The organism is Fodinibius halophilus, from assembly GCF_011059105.1.
GTDB lineage: Bacteria > Bacteroidota > Rhodothermia > Balneolales > Balneolaceae > Fodinibius > Fodinibius halophilus.
Map to the genome: position 1 here is coordinate 30,607 of NZ_JAALLS010000020.1, position 19,064 is coordinate 49,670.

Annotated in this window: 16 protein-coding genes; 7 read left to right on the forward strand and 9 right to left on the reverse strand. The window is 41.7% G+C overall.

The window, feature by feature from the left end:
• Positions 1-220: 220 nt before the first annotated feature.
• Positions 221-1,045, reverse strand: a complete 825-nt coding sequence (locus G3569_RS14005) for a DUF4382 domain-containing protein (protein ID WP_165270248.1) — start codon at positions 1,043-1,045, stop codon at positions 221-223.
• Positions 1,046-1,490: 445 nt separating this feature from the next.
• Between G3569_RS14005 and G3569_RS14010 the strand changes: the two genes are divergently transcribed.
• Positions 1,491-1,769, forward strand: a complete 279-nt coding sequence (locus G3569_RS14010; RefSeq protein ID WP_165270250.1) for a thiamine-binding protein — start codon at positions 1,491-1,493, stop codon at positions 1,767-1,769.
• A gap of 35 nt (positions 1,770-1,804) precedes the next feature.
• Here the strand turns inward: G3569_RS14010 and G3569_RS14015 are convergent, their stop codons facing one another.
• The 3 genes from G3569_RS14015 to G3569_RS19025 form a co-directional block, all read right to left on the reverse strand.
• Positions 1,805-1,990 carry a PID-CTERM protein-sorting domain-containing protein gene (locus tag G3569_RS14015; RefSeq protein WP_165270332.1) on the reverse strand — a complete coding sequence of 62 codons (186 nt, stop codon included), beginning with the start codon at positions 1,988-1,990 and terminating at the stop codon, positions 1,805-1,807.
• 74 nt (positions 1,991-2,064) lie between these two features.
• Entirely contained in the window at positions 2,065-4,212 is a 2,148-nt protein-coding gene (locus tag G3569_RS14020) for a DUF8693 domain-containing protein (protein WP_165270252.1), read from the reverse strand.
• Between the two features lie 351 nt (positions 4,213-4,563).
• Positions 4,564-4,644: a hypothetical protein gene (locus tag G3569_RS19025; RefSeq protein ID WP_434084078.1), complete on the reverse strand. Its 81-nt coding sequence runs from the start codon at positions 4,642-4,644 to the stop codon at positions 4,564-4,566.
• A gap of 427 nt (positions 4,645-5,071) precedes the next feature.
• Between G3569_RS19025 and G3569_RS14025 the strand changes: the two genes are divergently transcribed.
• The 5 genes from G3569_RS14025 (at position 5,072) to lepB (ending at position 12,342) form a co-directional block, all read left to right on the forward strand.
• On the forward strand, positions 5,072-5,671 hold the full coding sequence (locus G3569_RS14025; protein ID WP_165270254.1) for a sigma-70 family RNA polymerase sigma factor: 600 nt from the start codon (positions 5,072-5,074) through the stop codon (positions 5,669-5,671).
• Between the two features lie 161 nt (positions 5,672-5,832).
• On the forward strand, positions 5,833-8,553 hold the full coding sequence (locus G3569_RS14030) for a serine/threonine-protein kinase (protein WP_165270256.1): 2,721 nt from the start codon (positions 5,833-5,835) through the stop codon (positions 8,551-8,553).
• A 166-nt stretch (positions 8,554-8,719) separates the two neighbouring features.
• Positions 8,720-10,528, forward strand: coding sequence for a translation elongation factor 4 (gene lepA, locus G3569_RS14035; protein WP_165270258.1), 1,809 nt, complete (start codon positions 8,720-8,722; stop codon positions 10,526-10,528).
• A gap of 73 nt (positions 10,529-10,601) precedes the next feature.
• Complete coding sequence (locus G3569_RS14040; protein ID WP_165270334.1) at positions 10,602-11,198, forward strand: hypothetical protein; 597 nt, start codon at positions 10,602-10,604, stop codon at positions 11,196-11,198.
• 46 nt (positions 11,199-11,244) lie between these two features.
• Positions 11,245-12,342 (forward strand): signal peptidase I, encoded by a 1,098-nt coding sequence (gene lepB / locus G3569_RS14045; RefSeq protein WP_240894727.1) that lies wholly within the window; start codon positions 11,245-11,247, stop codon positions 12,340-12,342.
• A 169-nt stretch (positions 12,343-12,511) separates the two neighbouring features.
• On the opposite strand, the gene G3569_RS14050 is transcribed toward lepB, so the two are convergent.
• The 4 genes from G3569_RS14050 to G3569_RS14065 form a co-directional block, all read right to left on the reverse strand.
• Positions 12,512-13,795 (reverse strand): metal-dependent hydrolase family protein, encoded by a 1,284-nt coding sequence (locus G3569_RS14050; protein WP_165270260.1) that lies wholly within the window; start codon positions 13,793-13,795, stop codon positions 12,512-12,514.
• A 285-nt stretch (positions 13,796-14,080) separates the two neighbouring features.
• Complete coding sequence (gene rlmN / locus G3569_RS14055) at positions 14,081-15,193, reverse strand: dual-specificity RNA methyltransferase RlmN (RefSeq protein ID WP_165270262.1); 1,113 nt, start codon at positions 15,191-15,193, stop codon at positions 14,081-14,083.
• 114 nt (positions 15,194-15,307) lie between these two features.
• Positions 15,308-15,952: a peroxiredoxin-like family protein gene (locus G3569_RS14060; RefSeq protein WP_165270264.1), complete on the reverse strand. Its 645-nt coding sequence runs from the start codon at positions 15,950-15,952 to the stop codon at positions 15,308-15,310.
• Positions 15,953-16,065: 113 nt separating this feature from the next.
• Positions 16,066-16,494 (reverse strand): OsmC family protein, encoded by a 429-nt coding sequence (locus G3569_RS14065; protein ID WP_165270266.1) that lies wholly within the window; start codon positions 16,492-16,494, stop codon positions 16,066-16,068.
• A 203-nt stretch (positions 16,495-16,697) separates the two neighbouring features.
• On the opposite strand from G3569_RS14065, the gene G3569_RS14070 reads away from it, so the two are divergent.
• Positions 16,698-17,624: a mechanosensitive ion channel family protein gene (locus G3569_RS14070; protein ID WP_240894728.1), complete on the forward strand. Its 927-nt coding sequence runs from the start codon at positions 16,698-16,700 to the stop codon at positions 17,622-17,624.
• An 18-nt stretch (positions 17,625-17,642) separates the two neighbouring features.
• On the opposite strand, the gene G3569_RS14075 is transcribed toward G3569_RS14070, so the two are convergent.
• A complete protein-coding gene (locus G3569_RS14075) occupies positions 17,643-18,902 on the reverse strand; it encodes a hypothetical protein (RefSeq protein ID WP_165270268.1) in 1,260 nt (419 codons plus the stop codon).
• Positions 18,903-19,064: the final 162 nt, after the last annotated feature.

The window sequence follows — 19,064 nt, forward strand, 5'->3', positions numbered from 1 at the left end:
CCGCCGTGATGGAGGTGAGAATGGATATGGAGTTGTTCTTTTAGCATCAGGCCAAATATACAAACTTTTCAGAAACCATCCAGAGAAATTATCTGTATTTACAATTATTTAATTTTTATCGGCCTACAACGCTGATAAAGCTATAAAAAACAAAAGACCCTTGTCTTCCGACAAGAGCCTTTTACGTATGATTTAACCTTGAGGGGTTAAAGGGAAGTAGTTAGTTCGAATTTAATTCAATAGTTCCAAGCTGTGTTTCTTCTCCTTTGGTAACTTCAATTCCGGTTTGAGTAGAATCGGTATATTGGTCGCTGCTGGGATCAAAGACCACATCATAGGTAGCTGCTTGAAGGCCAATAAGCAGGAATTCACCGTTGTCAGCTGTAATAGTGGAGGTTACGGTATCTTCACCGGTTATTGCCATCACATTGGTATTAAAATCAGAAGGTTGTACCGTACCTGAGATAGATCCCGTTTCAGAAAGACTTACTGCACGAAGTACCGGTTTAAGCGAGTATCCGCCATTTCCTTTCTTTACAATAGAGCGTGCGGCATCAAAGTCGATTAAAAGTGTGTAGTTGGAACCTTCCTCTACTTCGGCCTCAACATTGAGTTTAAGACCAGATTGTTGTGATCCGGGTGTCTGGAGGTCATGAGTTTGACCATCAACCGTAACGGTATTGTCGTCGCCCAGGATAAATCGAATTTGTTCATAAGTACCTGCTTCTAACTCTTCGGTACCCAGCATAATGGTGTTACCGTTAGTTAACTCAAGAAGGTTAACTTTCATAGACTGGTCGGTAATTGTAACCCAGCCTTCTTCTTCAGCCTCATTATCAGATTTCGTAGAGTCGGTTTCTGCATTCTCATCTTTATTAACACGGACACTGTTTATCGTAACATTAACGGAATCATAATTAGCCGGGGCGTCGGTCATGGCCACAGACATAGTGCCTGTTCCACCAGTTTCGTTAGTGGTGTCACATGAGATGAATCCAAAAATAAGTGCTAATGATAGGGTAATAAGTAGCGTAATATTTTTCATAATAGTTAGTCAATTTGTTCGTATTTCCATCTTATCTATTCAAATCGACATTGGGGCAAAATGCTTCACTTCATTGTGGGGGCTGTCACCTTAAAATCAGGGTATGGGTACCGGATTGGTTTATTAATACAGAAGTGTGTTCATTTAGGCATTTACTGCAACTACCACAACAATAAGGAAGAGCGTAAAAAGAGTAAGTTGAATGATGGGATTGAAAATAATCTTTTTATGCATGTAAATACTGCCTATTCCAAGTTAGAAGTACTATTTTTAGAACATTAAACCGGACAGATAATAAATTGTTCCAAACTTTTTATGTGGAGTCGGATTATCCCATCTTAAGAAATACATATTGCCAAACTATTATCATTTAATGATTGAACTATTACGGTTAAACATTTATTCTTAGAGCCAAACAACCGAAACTGATATTGAACGTTTTATTATGATTACAACTGCTCAATTTACCTATATCCCACTAAAAGCATCCGATCCCCGTGAAAGTGTAGACTTTTTGTTAGAATTGGTGGCACAACACGATGTTGAAGTTGATGTGAATTATATGTCAACAAGTGTGCGAGGGGAAACAGAAGTGGTTTTTGAGCTCATCCAAGAGATGTATGATACGATGACGATAGAAAAGGAAGAGTTCCGTTTCCATGTAGAGCTACTGAGCCCGGTAGCTGAGGAAAAAGATCCTATTGACCTGCCCAAAGAAGATTAGAATTAAATGAGTACTCTTCTTTTAAGATCAGGGAGTTAATCCTGTTTTTTATCGCGTAGCTTTTTAATGGCATAGGAGCCGCCCAGGGCTGCCAAAATCCCCAGTCCCCCGTCAATGGGGGTTTGCTCGGGACTGCCGGGTAGTCCGGGTTGAGCAAGGGTTAGGGTAACTGTAATAAAGATAATTACAAGGGTAAGAAGGAGTATAGTCGTTATTTTCATAATAATAGCTGTATTGATAGTTTTGTAACAAAGAATAAAGTCTTTGCCTGATAGCAGATTTTTGATCATATCAATTATTTAACAAGGCTCATTTTCTTGGTAAGCACTTTGGTTCCTACCTTTAATTGGTAGAAATAAAGTCCTGATGCTAAATTTCTGCCATTAAAATTTGCCTTATAACTTCCTGCCGATTTTTGTTGGTCAATTAATGTTCGAACCTCTCGTCCCAACATATCATAAACCCGTAAAGTTACCTTTGATTGTGAAGGTACACTATATTTGATAACTGTTTCGGGGTTAAAAGGGTTAGGGTAGTTTTGTTGTAACCTAATTTGATCAGGAACCTTAGTGTTGGTTTCCGTAACAGGAGCTGCCGTAACTATAAAACGAGGATCTTTTTGTTTAGCATGTATAACGGTTGGATAGGGAGTGACTGGGGGATTATCAGGTGATGCAGTGGTTACTTTTTTATTGCTAATCTTTTTCTGCTGGACCGGTTGGATATGAATACGATCATGCTCTTTTAGGTTATAATGCTCACCGGTTTTTTGATCAACAAGAAAAAGATCAATTTCGCCAGGTATATTTTGGCCCTCCCATTCCAACAGTAATGGTTCGCTGGTGCTATTATTTATTTCGTATCTCAGGGGAAAGGAAATGATATCTTCAATTTGTTCAGGAATAGCATTTATTTCTAGGGCTGTTTTTTCGGGGCCGGTGAAATATAAATAATTGTTTTTACCATTTAGGGGGCGAAGTTTATAGGCGTCGTAAATATCCTTTTTCAGGGATGATTCGGAGTTGAAGCTAAGGAAAGCGCTTGACTGGGTTTGATTGTTGCTGGTGAGCTTCAATTCTATTTGTGAGATAGATTTATTGTTCTTGTACAATGCCCCTCCATCAGAGCTGACAATGGCTTCGGGAGAAATAGCCAGGCTGGGACTGCCATTATTATTTGCTTTAACCCAGAACCCTTGCCAAACCCCGATTTCTCCCCCTGCTAAACTACCGGCGCTGCCATTCCAGGTTAAATAGCTCCCGGATCCTTCATTGGCACTTGAATCCCAAACATAAATTGTGTTGTCGATATTGGTTTTAGTCCAGTTAGCATTGTCATCCCAGTCAATTTTTGCCCCAAAAGGGTTACCTACTAAGTTCCATCCGTCGCGGTTGGTAACGTAGGTGCCTCCTTGTTTTGTGAGACTGATATTCGGAGAGACCGTATTTGAGGGAGCAAAACCGGTAATATCCAGCGTTTTGGGGAACCCTCCGTCAACAGCAGTAGTAGATGGGTCGTCATCCTCATAAACATAAACTAAAAACCCTTTTCCATTGTCCAGTGTTTCAGAAGCGTTATTAATAGATGTAAAACCGCGTGCTGTGGTATCTTGGCTTCCGTTGCCCTCGTTCCAGATATATACATTAGAAGTACCCGCACTGTTATCGGCCCCGGTAAATCCCTGCGTCCAAATATCATTTGTAAGGGCACCAAAACTGTTATTGAGTTCGGGAGCAGATAAGATGCGCCATCCCTCATTGCCGGAAACGGTTTGCGTAATATCTCCCGGGGTGATCTCAAGATAGGGTTCCTTGCCGCTGGTATTGTCACCCGAACCAAAGTAGTAAGAGGTGCTAAATCCATTGCCGCTGTAGCTGCCATCGGGTCTTATTTTTAGTATCACAATATTATCGGAGGCGTTGGCTTGGTAATCTGAAATCCGATTATTAATGAAATTTGTAATATCGATGGAATACCATTCTTGGTTGGGATCACTGGGAGTTATAAATGGCGAACTGCCCAACAAGGTATACGGATGAGTTGAGCCAAAGAATTCGTCTTTGGACGATGATACCGTGGAAGAGATAAAATCACTTCGGTTTTCAGTAGAACCATATAGGTCAATATCAAAGTCGTTACCCGAAGAGTTGATCTCTTTGTAGACATGAAAGACAGCTTGGTCAACCGGGGCGGTAAGCTCGCTAATATCAAACTCCAAGATAGCACGATAGTACTCTGTTACAAGGCTCTTGTCCTCGATAGAAACAAGCAGTGATTCTGAAGCACCATGAAATGAGTTTTGTTGGCCATTTGATCGATATAGAATATCATAGTCAGTGGTGTCGCTGTTAATGGTGGTCGTTTGCCCCGGGCTCTGGCCGGCTATTCCAAATGTTAGGACTATAACAAACAACGCAGAAAGTTTTAGATACATAGCATTCATAATCCCGATATTAAGTTATTTCTCTTCTTAAATGACTTTTCCACTTTGTAATGCGAAATTAGAACCAGAAAAGGATCAGATTAGCATAGATCTTACTTTTTAAGATGCCCGTGGAATTGCTAGACAAAATATGAACGTTGATTTTGTACCTTTGGTGTTGTTTGGAGAAAGGTGAAATGCTGTTATAAGCCCCCTCTTTATGATTTTGCTTTGTAATTTTAGAATTATCAGCACTCAATTACAGCAAGCCCGTGCTCGCAGCTCATCTATGCGTAGCGGAGTAGTGCAAGGAGTTAAGGAACCTGTAGCTCTACTTAATGAAGATTGGAAGGCAAAATGAAGTAGTACGTGCTAAATCTGTTTTTCATCGCGTAATTTTTTGATGGCATAGATTCTACCTAAAGTTGCCAGGATGCCGAGTCCGCCATCAATAGGTGTTTGCTCGGTGGCCCATCACAAGAGTTGGGAGCGTGGTTAAGAGGAACAAAATAACTAAAGGGATAAGATGTCTCATAATATTCGACTTTTAAGGAATGAGATATAGAATATATGAGTGATCTTCTGCATAATAAATATCTCGATTTCAGACTTTTATTATCGATGTTTATGGAGGTTTGGCCCCTTACCATAGTTCATCAACGGTTTGAGGTCACCCCCTCCCATACTTTTTTAATACATAAACCATGTGGGAATTCTCTCATTTTTTGATAATAGATTAAGGTTATGGGTTGCCGGGTACCGTTAGTGGTTGGAAAACAACTACGAGATAGGAACAAGCGGTGCAAGAATGAAATTTGAAGAATAGGTCTTTAGGATTTAACTTACCTTTCGTTTTAAGAGATGAACAGACGGGGATATAGTGGGTAAAGAAATATCATCAAACAGTACTAAAGCCGATACCACCAAGTTACTTCTTCGCCTTGGTGAGGGCGAGCAAGGGATATACGATCAGCTCTATCCGATTGTTTACGAGGAATTAAGGAGGTTGGCATATGCTCAAATGCGCCGACAAGCTTCCGACCATACCTTATCAAAAACGGAGCTGGTTCATGAAGCTTACCTGAAAATGATTAATCAGTCACAAGTAAATTATAACGATAAAAGTCATTTTTTGGCAGTTGCCTCTCACTGTATGCGGCAGATACTGATAGACTATGCACGTAAGAAGCAAGCTGAAAAACGGGGTGGCAAGGAAAAGGATTTAACCTACATTGATGAGCTCTACAATAACCAAAAAGAGAAAGCAGAAGAACTGATTGAGATTGATGCAGCGATTGAGGGTCTGGCCGAAATAAATGAACGGTATAGTAAAGTAGTTGAAATGCGCTTTTTTGGAGAGATGACGATCAGGGAGACGGCTGAGGCGCTCGGTGTATCCGAAAGTACGGTTGAACGTGATTGGGTGAAGGCGCGCGGCTGGCTGCATAAAGAACTTAAGGGGCGGTTTGATGTGGAGTGATTTTTATCTCTCTTTTTTCGCTATGTATAAATTAGGTGCTGTTGATCAGTATTGATTATGGTATAACTGTTTTTATAAAGCAATTATCAGACTATACATCAGAAATTTTGAATTATGGATATCCATTCTAGTCAATCACAAGCTGAGAAAAAATATATGTTATGAGTGATGTAAACCGGAAAAAGGTTGATACCATCGTTGACCAGGCACTGGACTTACCTAAGGAGGAACGTAAAACATTTATTGAAAGTCAGTGCGGTGATAATAAACGGCTTAAAAATGAAGTTACGCTCTTGCTGGAATCTATTTATGATTCTGAGGGATGGCTCGAAAATCCCGAGGATTATAAAAAGGAATTTTACGATGAGATTTCTGACGATGTGGAGTACCTTTCAACAGATCATGCTTTTGTTGGTAGTCAGGTGGGGTCTTATACAATCCGCGAAAAAATTGGTGAAGGGGGGATGGGTACGGTATACCGGGCCGAACGCCGCGGCGGTGAGTTTGATCACCAGGTTGCTATCAAGATTATTCGCCGTGGTAGGGCCAGTGAAGTGAATATACGCCGCTTTCGTCGGGAACAGCGCATCCTGGCCGGGTTGAACCATCCCGGCATTGCTCGACTTTACGATGGGGGCATAACGGAGGAGGGCTTCCCTTATATTATTATGGAGCATGTTTCGGGTATACCAATCGATGAATACTGTCGGGAAAACGATTGTAGTATTACCGAGGAAATAGCGCTATTTGAACAAGTGCTGGAAGCGATTCGGTATGCCCACGAGAACCTGATTATTCACCGGGATCTGAAACCCGACAATATTTTGGTAGATGAAGCCGGTACCATCAAAATTCTCGACTTTGGAATTTCCAAGCTGCTGGAAGAGGATAGCGATCCCTCTCTTACCAAGACCGGTACCCAGCTTTTGACCCCCCGATATGCCGCTCCGGAACAGATACGTCAGGAAAATATCACTACGGCTACGGATCTGTATGCACTGGGTGTCGTATTTTATGAATTGTTAGCTGGCACTGGGCCCTATGATCTGGAAGAAGCCACTAGCTTCGAAGCGAAGCAGATTATTCTCAGGCAGGAACCGGTCAAACCAAGCGCCAAGGTTAGTTCAGCTGCATCCCATAAGAAATTAAAGGGTGATCTTGATGCAATTGCACTGAAGGCAATCCGCAAAGAACCCGACCGGCGCTACCGTGTGGCCAATGAGTTTCTGGACGATCTGAAGAGTTACCAAACGGGTATCCCAATCTCTGCTCACCAAGATTCTTTCAAATACCGAAGCCAGAAATTTATTAGCCGACATAAACAGGGTGTTGCAATAGCGGCAGGTATTCTTCTGCTCGTGGTTGGCTTTGTGGTTTTTTACAGCTGGCGTATTACCGAAGAACGAAATCAGGCAAAATTGGAAGCCCAAAAGGCTGAAGAAGTGACCGATTTTCTTACCCGCATTTTTGAAGGGAGTAATCCAACAGTTGCAAAAGCTGATAGTATTCCCATCAGGAATTTTTTGGAAAGAGGTGTAAACCGAATAAATGAAATGGAGGGGCAGTCAGAGGTGAAGGCAGCTCTTTTGACAACCATGGGGAGAGTGTATAGCAATCTGGGGGAGTATGAAAAATCAGATACACTTCTTCAAGAAGCCCTGAAACTCAGCAAGGAAGTATATGAGGACCCACATGAAGACCTGGCCAATTCATACGTAATGAAGGCGGCGAATGAAAAAGAATTGGACAATTTTGCTGCTGCAGAGTCGCTCTATAAAAAGGGTATTAATATTCTGGAAAAACTTGAAAATCGCCCTGATAGCCTTTATTCAGGTTCATTAAGTAATCTTGCGCTTTTATACGAGGAGATAGGTAAACACCCAAAAGCGATTCCGATCCACAAGAAAGCTGTAGCATTAGACAAAAAGCGCTACCCTGAGGGGCATAAAGAGATCGGTATAAGTTTAAACCACCTAGCAGTAGCTCAGGAGAAAAATGGAGCTTTTCAAAAAGCACTCAAAAATCATAAAAAGAGCCTTGAGATTTTTAACGATAAACTGGGGAAGGGGCATAAGAGAACAGCTATAACAACTCATAACCTCGCAATTTTGTATCGCAGTCTTGGGAGGATCGACAAAGCTATACCATTGATAAAAGAAGCATTAAAAATGAAAAAAGCGATATATGGCAATGAGCACATTGTCGTTGTGTCCAGTTTAGCCGGTTTGGGGCATCTTTATCGGGAAACCGGACAAATAGAAAATGCTATTTCTACTTTTGAGAAAACCATGGATATCGTTTCCAACACGCATGGAGATTCGAGCATGTATGCCGGTATCCTCTCGTTTAGTTTGGGCGCGAGTTACCTGCAAGATGGGAACTTTTTAAAAGCTAAGCGATTATTTCGCAAGTCAAAAGATATTTTAGAACGAGCGCTTGGACCGGAAGGAGCATATGTGGCTATTCCCAAACACTTACTGGGTAAGCTCTTTCTTAAGCAAGAGAAACTTTCTGAGGCACAAGATGAATTCCGGGAGACGAAAGCCATTTTAATTAAAAATTACGATAAAACTCATCCCTATTATGGTGGATTAATGAAAAGCCTCGGGAGATTAAAAATAGCCCAGGACAGTCTTCAAAAAGCTCGTGCGTACTTAAACAAGTCGATAGAAGTATTTGAACAGAAACTGCCGGATACCCATTGGAAGCTTGCAGAATCCAGACTCCTGTTAGGCAAAGTGTTATACCATCAAGAGAATTATTCTGAGAGCCGTCAATTGTTAAAACAAAATATCCCTCACATCAGAAAGTACAGGGGCGATGACGATTCTTATGTTAAAAGTTCAGCTGAAATATTAAAAATGATCCCGAGTACAGATTAACAAAATTATTAATTTAAATACACTAGTTTAGTGTTTTTGCGGGAGCGAAGATCAACGAGGTAAAATTTGAGCTTATCCAAAAACTTTCGTTATGCAAAGCCACTACCATTTTTGTATCTTTAGCGTTCTTTTGAGAAAGCCAAAATGCTGTTGACGGCACACCTTTATGACTCAGATTCGCAATTTTAGTATTATCGCCCATATCGATCACGGTAAATCCACACTCGCAGATCGTCTGCTAGAGCGTACCGGTGCTATAACCGAGCGCGAAATGCAGGAGCAGATTCTCGATGACATGGATCTGGAGCGTGAGCGTGGTATTACCATCAAGAGTCATGCTATTAAGATGGACTACGAACGCCCCAGCGGTGAGCGGGTTATCTTTAATCTTATTGATACGCCCGGGCACGTTGACTTCGCCTATGAGGTGTCGCGGGCTCTTAAAGCCTGTGAGGGTGCCCTGCTTGTGGTTGATGCCGCACAGGGAATAGAAGCGCAAACGATTTCAACGCTCTATCAAGCTATTGAACAGGACCTGGAAATTGTGCCGGTGCTCAATAAGATCGACCTGCCCGGCGCCGATCCGGAAGGAGTAGGGCAGCAGATTGTAGATCTCATTGGCTGTGATCATGATGAGATTTTAGAAGTGTCTGGTAAAACCGGCGAAGGGGTGGATGAGCTGTTGGAGGCCATCGTAGAACGTATTCCGCCACCGGGACGAGAGGATGAAAAACCGTTACGGGCACTTATTTTTGATTCTATCCACGACAGCTACCGCGGGTCTATTGTGTATGTACGAGTGATGGAGGGGACTCTGAACAAGGGCGACGGTATCCGTTTTATGGCTACCGATAAAGAGTATGAGGCCGAAGAGATCGGATTCCTAAAGCTTAAGAAAGAAAAGACCGATAAGCTGGAGGCCGGTGATGTAGGATATATTGTGGGGAGTGTAAAGTCGCTGGAGGATGCCCGCGTGGGTGATACGGTGACTAGAACCGATAATCCCGCTGATGAGCCTATCCCCGGTTATCAAGAACCTAAACCAATGGTATTTAGTGGGCTTTTCCCTACCCAATCTGATGATTTTGAGGATCTGCGCTCGGCACTGGAAAAATTACAGCTCAATGATGCTTCTTTAACTTACCAACCGGAAACTTCCGAAGCGCTCGGCTTTGGATTTCGTGCGGGTTTCCTTGGGATGTTGCACATGGAGATTGTACAGGAGCGGCTCGACCGAGAGTTTAACATTGATATCATAACTACGGTGCCCAATGTTGAGTACGAAGTGATGGTAACCAAAAAGGGCGAGCAGGAGAAGATCCTGGTTGATAATCCCAGTGATATGCCGGATCCGGGGGATGTGGATGTGGTTTATGAACCCTATATCAAGGCTAGTATTTTAACCCCTTCTGATTATATTGGTCCGGTGATGACCTTATGCCAGGAAAAGAGGGGGCAGTATGTGAATCAAATTCATATGCAGAGTCAGCGGGTAGAAATTAAGTATGAGCTGCCCATGGCCGAGGTTGTTTTTGACTTTTATGATCGATTAAAAAGCGGAACTCGGGGATATGCATCGCTTGACTATGATTTTTTAGAGTATCGGGAAGGTGATCTTGTAAGATTAGATATTTTACTTAATAAAGAGCCGGTAGATGCGTTATCAAGTATTGTGCATCGTGATAAAGCCTACGAGTTGGGTCGTAAGCTATGTAAGAAGCTTAAAGAGCTGATTGATCGACATCAGTTTGAAGTACCCATTCAGGCTGCCATAGGATCAAATGTTATTGCCCGTGAAACAATACCGGCTATCCGAAAAGATGTTACGGCTAAATGTTATGGTGGTGATGTTTCTCGAAAAAGAAAATTGCTGGAGAAACAGAAAGAAGGTAAGAAACGTATGAAGCAAGTGGGGACCGTTGAGGTACCTCAAGATGCATTCCTTGCCGTACTTTCTATGAATGATGATCAATAAATTTCAACGGTAACAATTAGGTTTAATAAATCGGATGGTTTCAACTACTACCTTTACTTTGTGTAAGAGCTTTTTGAATAAAAAGCTACGAATAGTCTTACCGGTCATTCTTTTCGCTCTTGTTATTACGACATCGGCTTTTGCCCAGTTTGAGGAGCCGGAGTTTAAAAAAATAGATACTGAGCGTGCTGAATGGTTTATGAACAAGTTTGAAGATGTTAGCTGGACCGGTCGCGGTTTGTACCGAAAAACAGATCTGGATGATACACAGACCAATGAGATTCGCGCACGGCTTCAAACGGTGTTTGGCGCTCCCACAAAAACCCTGGAAGATTTGATCAATACTGACAGCTTCCGACCGGGACAGGCAATACAGTTTGAGTATTGGTTTACGGTAAATGACAGCATTCCTTTGATGGTATTGGATGTTGACGGACCTTTTACAGATGGGTTGGTTTTCGGAGGGGCAAGTAAATATATAGATTTAATGCCCCAGATTAAGCGAACGTTTGCCCGTAAACTATTAGAGGTAGAAGCCCTTGATCCTTTTCAAGATTATTTCTACTCACCGGAACGTGAGCAATGGTTTAAGGTGGCCTATAAGAACGGAAAGTATAAGACAAAAGAAATTTCATCACCCGATGGAATGACGATTGATTTCGACTATTGAAAAAAGATTTTTTAATTACAGCTTTTAATGATTTAAAGGAGTAACATTGGCAGACCAACTATCAAAAGAAGAGCGAAAGAAACGGCGCGAAAAAAGAAACAATAAACGCAACGCCCAAAATGAAAAGGCAAAAAGCTGGTTGCGTGAATGGCTTGATGCGTTAATGTTTGCGGCTGTTGCGGCACTTATTATCCGTACTTTTTTCTTTGAGGCTTATCGTATTCCCACTCCATCGATGGAAAAGACGTTACTCACCGGTGACTTCTTGATTGTCTCTAAAATAAACTATGGTCCTCGTACGCCGATGGTGCTGGGGGTGCCGTTTACCAACATTCACTTACCGGGCGTTGTACTGCCTTGGACACGTTTGCCCGGTTTTGAAGAGGTTGAGCGCAATGATATTGTGGTGTTTAATTATCCGATTGATTTAGCACCTATTGCCGCCAAAACAAATTATATTAAGCGTGCTGTTGGTATGCCCGGTGATTCTCTCATGATAGATGATACTGATTTATATGTAAATGGTGAAAAAGCAGAACCGTTCCCGGGTATTCAGCAGACCTATACGGTAAAAGTTCGGGACCGGGTTCGTTTAAGTCCGGCAAAAGTTAAAGCGGCTGGTGCTCAGCTTTATCGTCAACAGGGGAATAACGGATACCGAGTAAATATGACAAAGCAGGTGGCCCAAAAAATGAGCCAATGGCCGGAAGTGAAAAATGTAGAGCCATTTGTTTTACCTGATGACTTTAACGAATTTCGACAGAGTACTTTTAGTTTCTCTTCTGGTTTTACCAATCATCACCATCTTCCCTCTTTGCAGGTGCCCTCGGCCGGTGATACTGTGACACTTACTCCTGAAAACTATCATATCTATGAAAACATCATAACCCGGTACGAGCGGAATGATGTTGAGCGGAATGGGGAGCAGTTCATCATTAATGGAGAAGAGACCAATACTTACACCATTCAGCAGGACTATTATTTTATGATGGGTGATAACCGTGATAACAGTGAGGATAGTCGTTTCTGGGGTTTTGTGCCACAGTCACACATTGTAGGAAAAGCAGGAATGATCTACTTTTCTTGGGATAGTGAACGCTGGTTACCGCGGTTTGGTCGCCTATTGGATGTAATTCATGATTAATCAAACAAAATGAGTAGAGTGGTAAATATCCTAAATAGGGTGTGATTCATTGATGCATCCGGTAAGAGTAGAGAAGTAGTAGAGACTAATTATATACTAGTGGCTTATTAATTAGCTAAATTGATAAGCCACTAGTTTTTGTATTAATGATTTAAAATGTGAGCAGAGGTTAGTTATTCTTGTGAATAACTCCTTCTTTCATTACAAATGATACATTTTGGAGCGTAGCAATATTATCAACCGGATTATTTGGCACGGCAATAATATCGGCATATTTGCCTTCCTCAACTGTTCCTGTTTTGTCGTCGATGTTTAGAATTTGTGCAGGTATTTTGGTTGCAGTTTGAATAGCTTCTATGGCAGGCATGCCCGCTTCCGTCATATAGACAAATTCTATAGCATTTTTGCCATGAGCAAAAACACCGGCATCTGTACCGAATGCAATATTGACACCGTTTTTATAAGCTTCAGCAAATTTATCCTGTATCTGGGGACCGATAGCCTTTGCCTTGGGCTGGACGACTTCCGGATAATAACCTGGAATTTTTGCAGAGTCAGCAACGGATTTGCCGGCTGTAATAGTAGGTACCAGGTAGGCATTATGCTTTTTCATCAGTTCCATTGCTTCCTGGTCCATATATGTTCCGTGTTCAATAGTCTTGATACCCGCCTTTATAGCCCGTTTCATACCTTCAGCACCATGGGCATGTACGGCTACATGAAATCCATAATCATTGGCTGTCTCTACAATGGCTTTCAATTCATCTTCTTTAAACTGTGGGGCGGTGCCGCTTTTAGCAAGACTGAGCACTCCGCCGGTGGCCGTAATTTTTATTAGGTTAGCACCATTTTTATAACGTTGGCGAACGGCTTTGCGGGCCTCATAAGGGCTGTTTAGTACTCCTTCTTTGGGGCCTGGATCTCCTTGCAAAGCATCCTTGTAGCCGTTAGTAGGATCGGCATGGCCCCCGGTAGAAGCGAGGGTTTTACCGGCCGTGAAAATGCGCGGTCCAACAACTTTACCGGTATTGATAGCGTCACGAAGTGCAATGTTGACGCCGGTTCCGCCTACATCCCGAACTGTGGTAAAACCGCTCATTAGCGTTGTTTTTGCATAACTAACAGCATTGAAAGCAATATCAGCTTCGTTGAGGGTAAAACGTTTTATATAATTGTCGGGGCTCGTTTCTCCCTCTAAGTGAACATGCATGTCAATAAGACCGGGAAGACAGGTCTGTGTTTTCAGGTCAACAACATTAGACCCACTCGATGGAGTACGGTATCCATCTTTAATCGATTGAATATTTTTGTTTTTGATGATGATTGTAGTTTCTGAAAGAACATCATCGCTATTTCCGTCAATTAGATTGCCGCAATGCAGGTAAGTTGTCTGGGCTTGCAGGCACAAGCTTGACAGTACAAAGCAGATAATTAAGAGTACAACCTTTTTCATAACGAATAGATTGGGGTTAGGATTGGATTGTCTCTAAAGTATAAGATTGTGCGCAAAGATCAAGGAAGAAGATTGGTAGTAGGTTGGGTCACAGTTTTGCCAATACAATAACGGAGATGCTTTGAAGAGGCTTTATGAAACCTGATTTGCTCTCTTTCTAACTCTTGGGTTTACGGTCTTGATTTGTATGACAATATTTGCACATGATTTCTGATCTGTCACCGACTGAGAACGACCAGATAGTGGTCCCTTCCAGGACTTTTGAATATCAATTTAGAAAGGGATTCAATTTTTCCGTATTGATTTACCCATCGGTTGACCGTCTTTAATAGCCAGTTGTCCACAACCGGCATCGATATCGTCACCGCGACTTCGGCGTACCGTAGCCGTAATATCGCGCTTAACAAGCTCTTGCATGAATTTGTCTAACCGGTTTTCTCGTGCTCGTTTAAGTGCTACACCGGCCACATTGTTATACATGATGATATTTACTTTGCTGGGGACCCATTGCACGATTTCAGCCAACTGACGAGCATCTTCCGGGCTGTCGTTGAACTCATCAAAAAGCAGGTATTCGTAAGTGATAGGGCGGTGAAGCTTGGTATAATAATACTGAACGGCCTCTTTTAGCTGCTCAAGATTCATTGAGCTATTAATCGGCATGATTTCGTCACGCTTCTCATCGTTAGCAGCATGTAGTGAAATAGCCAGGTTAAAAGGCTGTCGTTCGTCTGCCAGTTGTTTAATTTGTTTGGTAAGCCCTACGGTAGAAACTGTTATTCTCTTGGGCGAAAGGCCAATGCTTAGTTCGTCGGTGATTATATTGGCTGAATTGACCACTGACTTGTAGTTGTGAAGTGGTTCGCCCATCCCCATATACACGATATTGGTGATTCCTTTGCCAAACTTTTCTTCACAAAGGGCATCGATATATTGCACTTGATCTACTATTTCGCCGTGAGTGAGACTACGGAAAAAGCCCATTTTACCGGTAGCACAGAAAGAACATCCAAAAACACATCCTACCTGTGAAGACACACATACCGTTAAACGATTGGCAACGCCGTCATCATAAAAGTCAGGAATAAGCACTGATTCTACCCGGTGCCCCTCTTCGCCCTGGAGCCTGAACAGGAATTTGATCGTTCCATCTTCAGATTCTTGTTGCCGAACATGTTCAATAGTAGGCACCTTGGCTACTTCCTTTAGGCGAGCGCGGAGATCCTTGGAAAGGTTTGTCATCTCGTCAAAGCTGTGCACGCCTTTTTGGTAAAGCCATTGAAAAATTTGGTCACTGCGAAAAGATTGCAGCCCCAGATCGTCACAGAACTCCTGTAACTCGGCTTTGGTGAGGTCTTTGAGATTTACTTTTTCGGTAGTGTCGGTTTCTGTAGTCATAACCCCAAAGATACAAATAGTATTGCAAGGTTGTTAACTGATTGGGGATGAAATTTCCATCCCCAAGGTTGTGACCACAAGTTAGCTGCGAAAAGAGACAGTTGTGGTGATATATTAGTTATTGCTTTCAGGATAATAGGCTTCGGCGGCAGTTAAAAGGACCTTAGAATTGATACGCGTTTTATAATTTGGATTCACATACTGAAAGGTGATCAGGCCGTCAGGGTTAATAAGATATACTGCAGGTGCTGGAAGCAAGTGATGATTATGGCCAGAATTTTTCTCGAGGTCAATTCCCACTTCTTTATAGCGTTTTACGGTTTTGTTATCCACTTTAAAAGCCAAACCAAAAGCTTTGGTAAGGTTCATGGGACTGTCTGACAGAAGAGTGTAGTCAAGGTCGTGCTTACTGATGCTCTTTTTTAGTATTTCGGGGCGGTCGGGGCTAACGGCTAATATTTGGTATCCCATATCAACCAGTTGTTGTTCTATACGCTGGAGCTCGGCAAGGTGTCTATTACAATAAGGGCACCAGCCTCCCCGATAAAAAATAAGTACAGTAGGTTTCTGGCTTACTAATTTTTTGAGCTTTACAGTATTACCGTCCACTGTTTTTACAGAGCTGTTTGGTATTGTTGTGCCCGTAAGTACCGGGTTCACTTCAGTGGCTTTTTGGGCATACGATTTCTGTGCATAGGTCGAAGAGGCGAGTAAAAAAAGTATTGAGCAGAATAAAAAAGCTTTAATAAGTAATTTCATCAGAGAATATGTACTAGGGGTTCAATAGTAGAGAACGGGTATGCTTGTAATTTCTTACTAAAAAAGGATGCCCCTTGCAGGACATCCCAAAAACGAGAAGTATAATAACGTTATTAGTTGTTGAGCGTGGCATTCAGCTCAATATTAACCCCGGCCAGTGCCTTGGATACCGGGCAACCTTTTTTAGCACCTTCGGCATGTTCCTGGAACGTATCGGCATCGATACCGGGAATATTAGCTGTCACATCAAGTGTAATAGTGGTAATTGCGGGATCTCCATCTACTATCTCAAGAGAGACAGTCGCTTCGGTAGAAACTGACTCAGGATTAAAGCCGGCTTCTGCCAGAACGCCCGAAAGTGCCATAGAATAGCAGCCGGCGTGCGCAGCGCCAATCAATTCTTCGGGATTAGTACCTGACCCATTTTCGAACCGGGATTTAAAGGAGTAGTTACCCTTATAGGCACCGCTCCCGAAAGCCATTTCACCATTTCCGTTATTGAGATCTCCGTTCCAACGAGCATTTGCTTTTCTTTTTGGCATAATTAAATAATGTTTGGTTGTAAAATTTCAAGTCAGATTTGATAACATGCTTAGTTTATGAGACATTCCGAAATAAAAGTTTTTTGATATCCTTTTAAGTCTCATATAAAAAACAAGGCCCTGTTGGGCAAATGAACGTTTCGCAGCCGTAATCTATTAAATGATATGTTAATCAATAAAATATGATAAAAAATTTATTTTTGATGAATCAAGAAATGGGAACGGAATTTGTAGATGTGTATAGTACGTTAACAGAGAAACTGATTGCTTGGTTAGAGACAACCATAGCAATGCTTCCCAACATGGTGATGGCACTACTGGTGCTGATATTTTTCTTTGTGGCCGGCCGGATAGTCCGCAAGACGGTTAAGAGATTATTGAAAAAGGCAACAGATAATAAATCTATTATCAATCTTCTTGAGACCATTGTTGGTATTTTAGTTATAGGGATTGGATTTTTCATAGCCTTAAGCATTTTGGATCTTGATGGGGCAGTAACATCACTCCTTGCCGGTGCTGGTATAGTTGGTTTGGCATTAGGTTTTGCATTTCAGGACATCGCCTCTAATTTCATTTCGGGTATTATTTTATCGATTCGTCATCCGTTTGGTATTGGAGATATTATTGAGACCAATGATATTTTTGGGACGGTGCAAAAGATGAATCTTCGTAATACAATTATTCGCACTCCACAGGGCCAAATTGTTTATATCCCAAATAAAAAAGTTTTTGAAAGTCCATTAAAAAACTATACGAGCAGTGGAGAACGACGCATTGATCTGGAATGTGGAGTATCTTACGGTGATGATCTTGAGAAGGCGAAGGAAGTGGTCATTGAAGCGATCGAAACGCTGGATAATTATAATGATGACAAAGAAATCGAATTTTATTACGAGGAATTTGGAGGAAGCTCAATTAACTTTGAAACTCGTTTTTGGGTGAATTTTGAATCAAATTCTGATTTTTTATCAGCCCGCAGTGATGCTATAATTGCCATTATGAAAGCATTTGAAGAAACTGATATTATGATTCCATTCCCCATTCGTACGCTCGATTTTGGAGTTCGTGGGGGAGAGAAGTTGAATGCTATGTTGGGCAATGGAAACGCACCAACCCAAGAAGACAGTTAATCTTTTTAATACTATAAATTAGAAACGGGGATTGACGATATTGTTATAGATCGATCCGAACGAATATTCAATGCCGATGGATCCCCGATAGGAATAAGAGGTACTCTGTTGGCGCAGGTCCAGCAGCTGTTCTGCGTCAGATATATCCCCTTTGGGAATAGAAAGCTGATCGTTAATTAGTGAATACCGGCCTGAGAGATTGAGGGAGAGGCCTCGGAAAATGCGAAAATCAAGTTCCAGGTTAAGGTCCAACCTGTTTTTGGTGATATCGTGAAGATAGGTAGAGGCATTAACTCGTCCTTCAATTTCTCCCCATGGCTGGGTAAATTCCATCTGGCCTCGTAGCTGGGGACGAATAAGAAAGTCAGATTTCTTATCGAAGATCGTTTCTTCTTCATAGTCGAAGTAACCGGCCGACATTACATACATAAAGCTAATCCTTCGTTCGGCATATTCTTCATATGGGAATATATTATATTCTATTGCGGGGCTGCCGGAAATATTAAATGCAATGTTATTGCGGCTAGAAGAGAATGACTCTGCGAGGATACCTAACGACCAGTGGTCTGATAAGCTTTTAACAACTGAGCTTTCAAAACGCTGGCCACGTGTTATAAAGGTATCAGTATCTTCATTGCCCAATGAATCAGTAGAAGTAAATTGTCTACGGTTATAATCGTAGTCATACTCAATGTTCACCTTCCAATCTTTCGTAACGTGATCTGCTGATGCACCGAGGGAAAGGAATAGGTTTTTGCGGCTTTCTTCGCCATTAAAATAGCTTCTACCATCCAGTTCAAATACCCAGTAATTCCATTTATCAGATTGGGCAGATGCTTGGGCTGCAGACTCTTCATCGGCTTCATAGGTGATATCGAGATCACTTAAAACAGGACTATTTGATAAATAAGGTAGAAGCCCGATTTTTATTTTTTTTACTAATCCTTTTCGTTCTTCATCTTGGGTGTCTGATTTTGGCGAAGTATAGGTAAGGTTCTGAGAGCTGAGATTACCACGTCCGATATAACGTAACGTATATTCGGTACCCCCACTGCCTGTTCGTTGTTTAGTAATCAGGAGATGTAGTTGGGAATCCTCCTTGTCTCGCACATAATTGATAAAGCTAATTTTATCACGGATGTAGGAACGGTCACATCGATTACAATCTAAAAAGACATTAATAGTTCCATTGGTTACATTCTTTTCTTGCCCATAGCTTTCGGTGGACAAAAGAAAAAAAAAGAATAATATGATAAAGCTGACTTTACTATGACTCATTATCAGGTCTAAAATCTATTAATTATATGAGAAGTGGACTAAAGCACTGATATATAATTAAGATTTTTTAAACTTAGGAGCCAACGTTTTTGTGCAAAAGTATTTAAAAAGAAGTGGGTAGATATTAAAAGACGTTACAAGTGCCGCAAAATAAAAATCCCC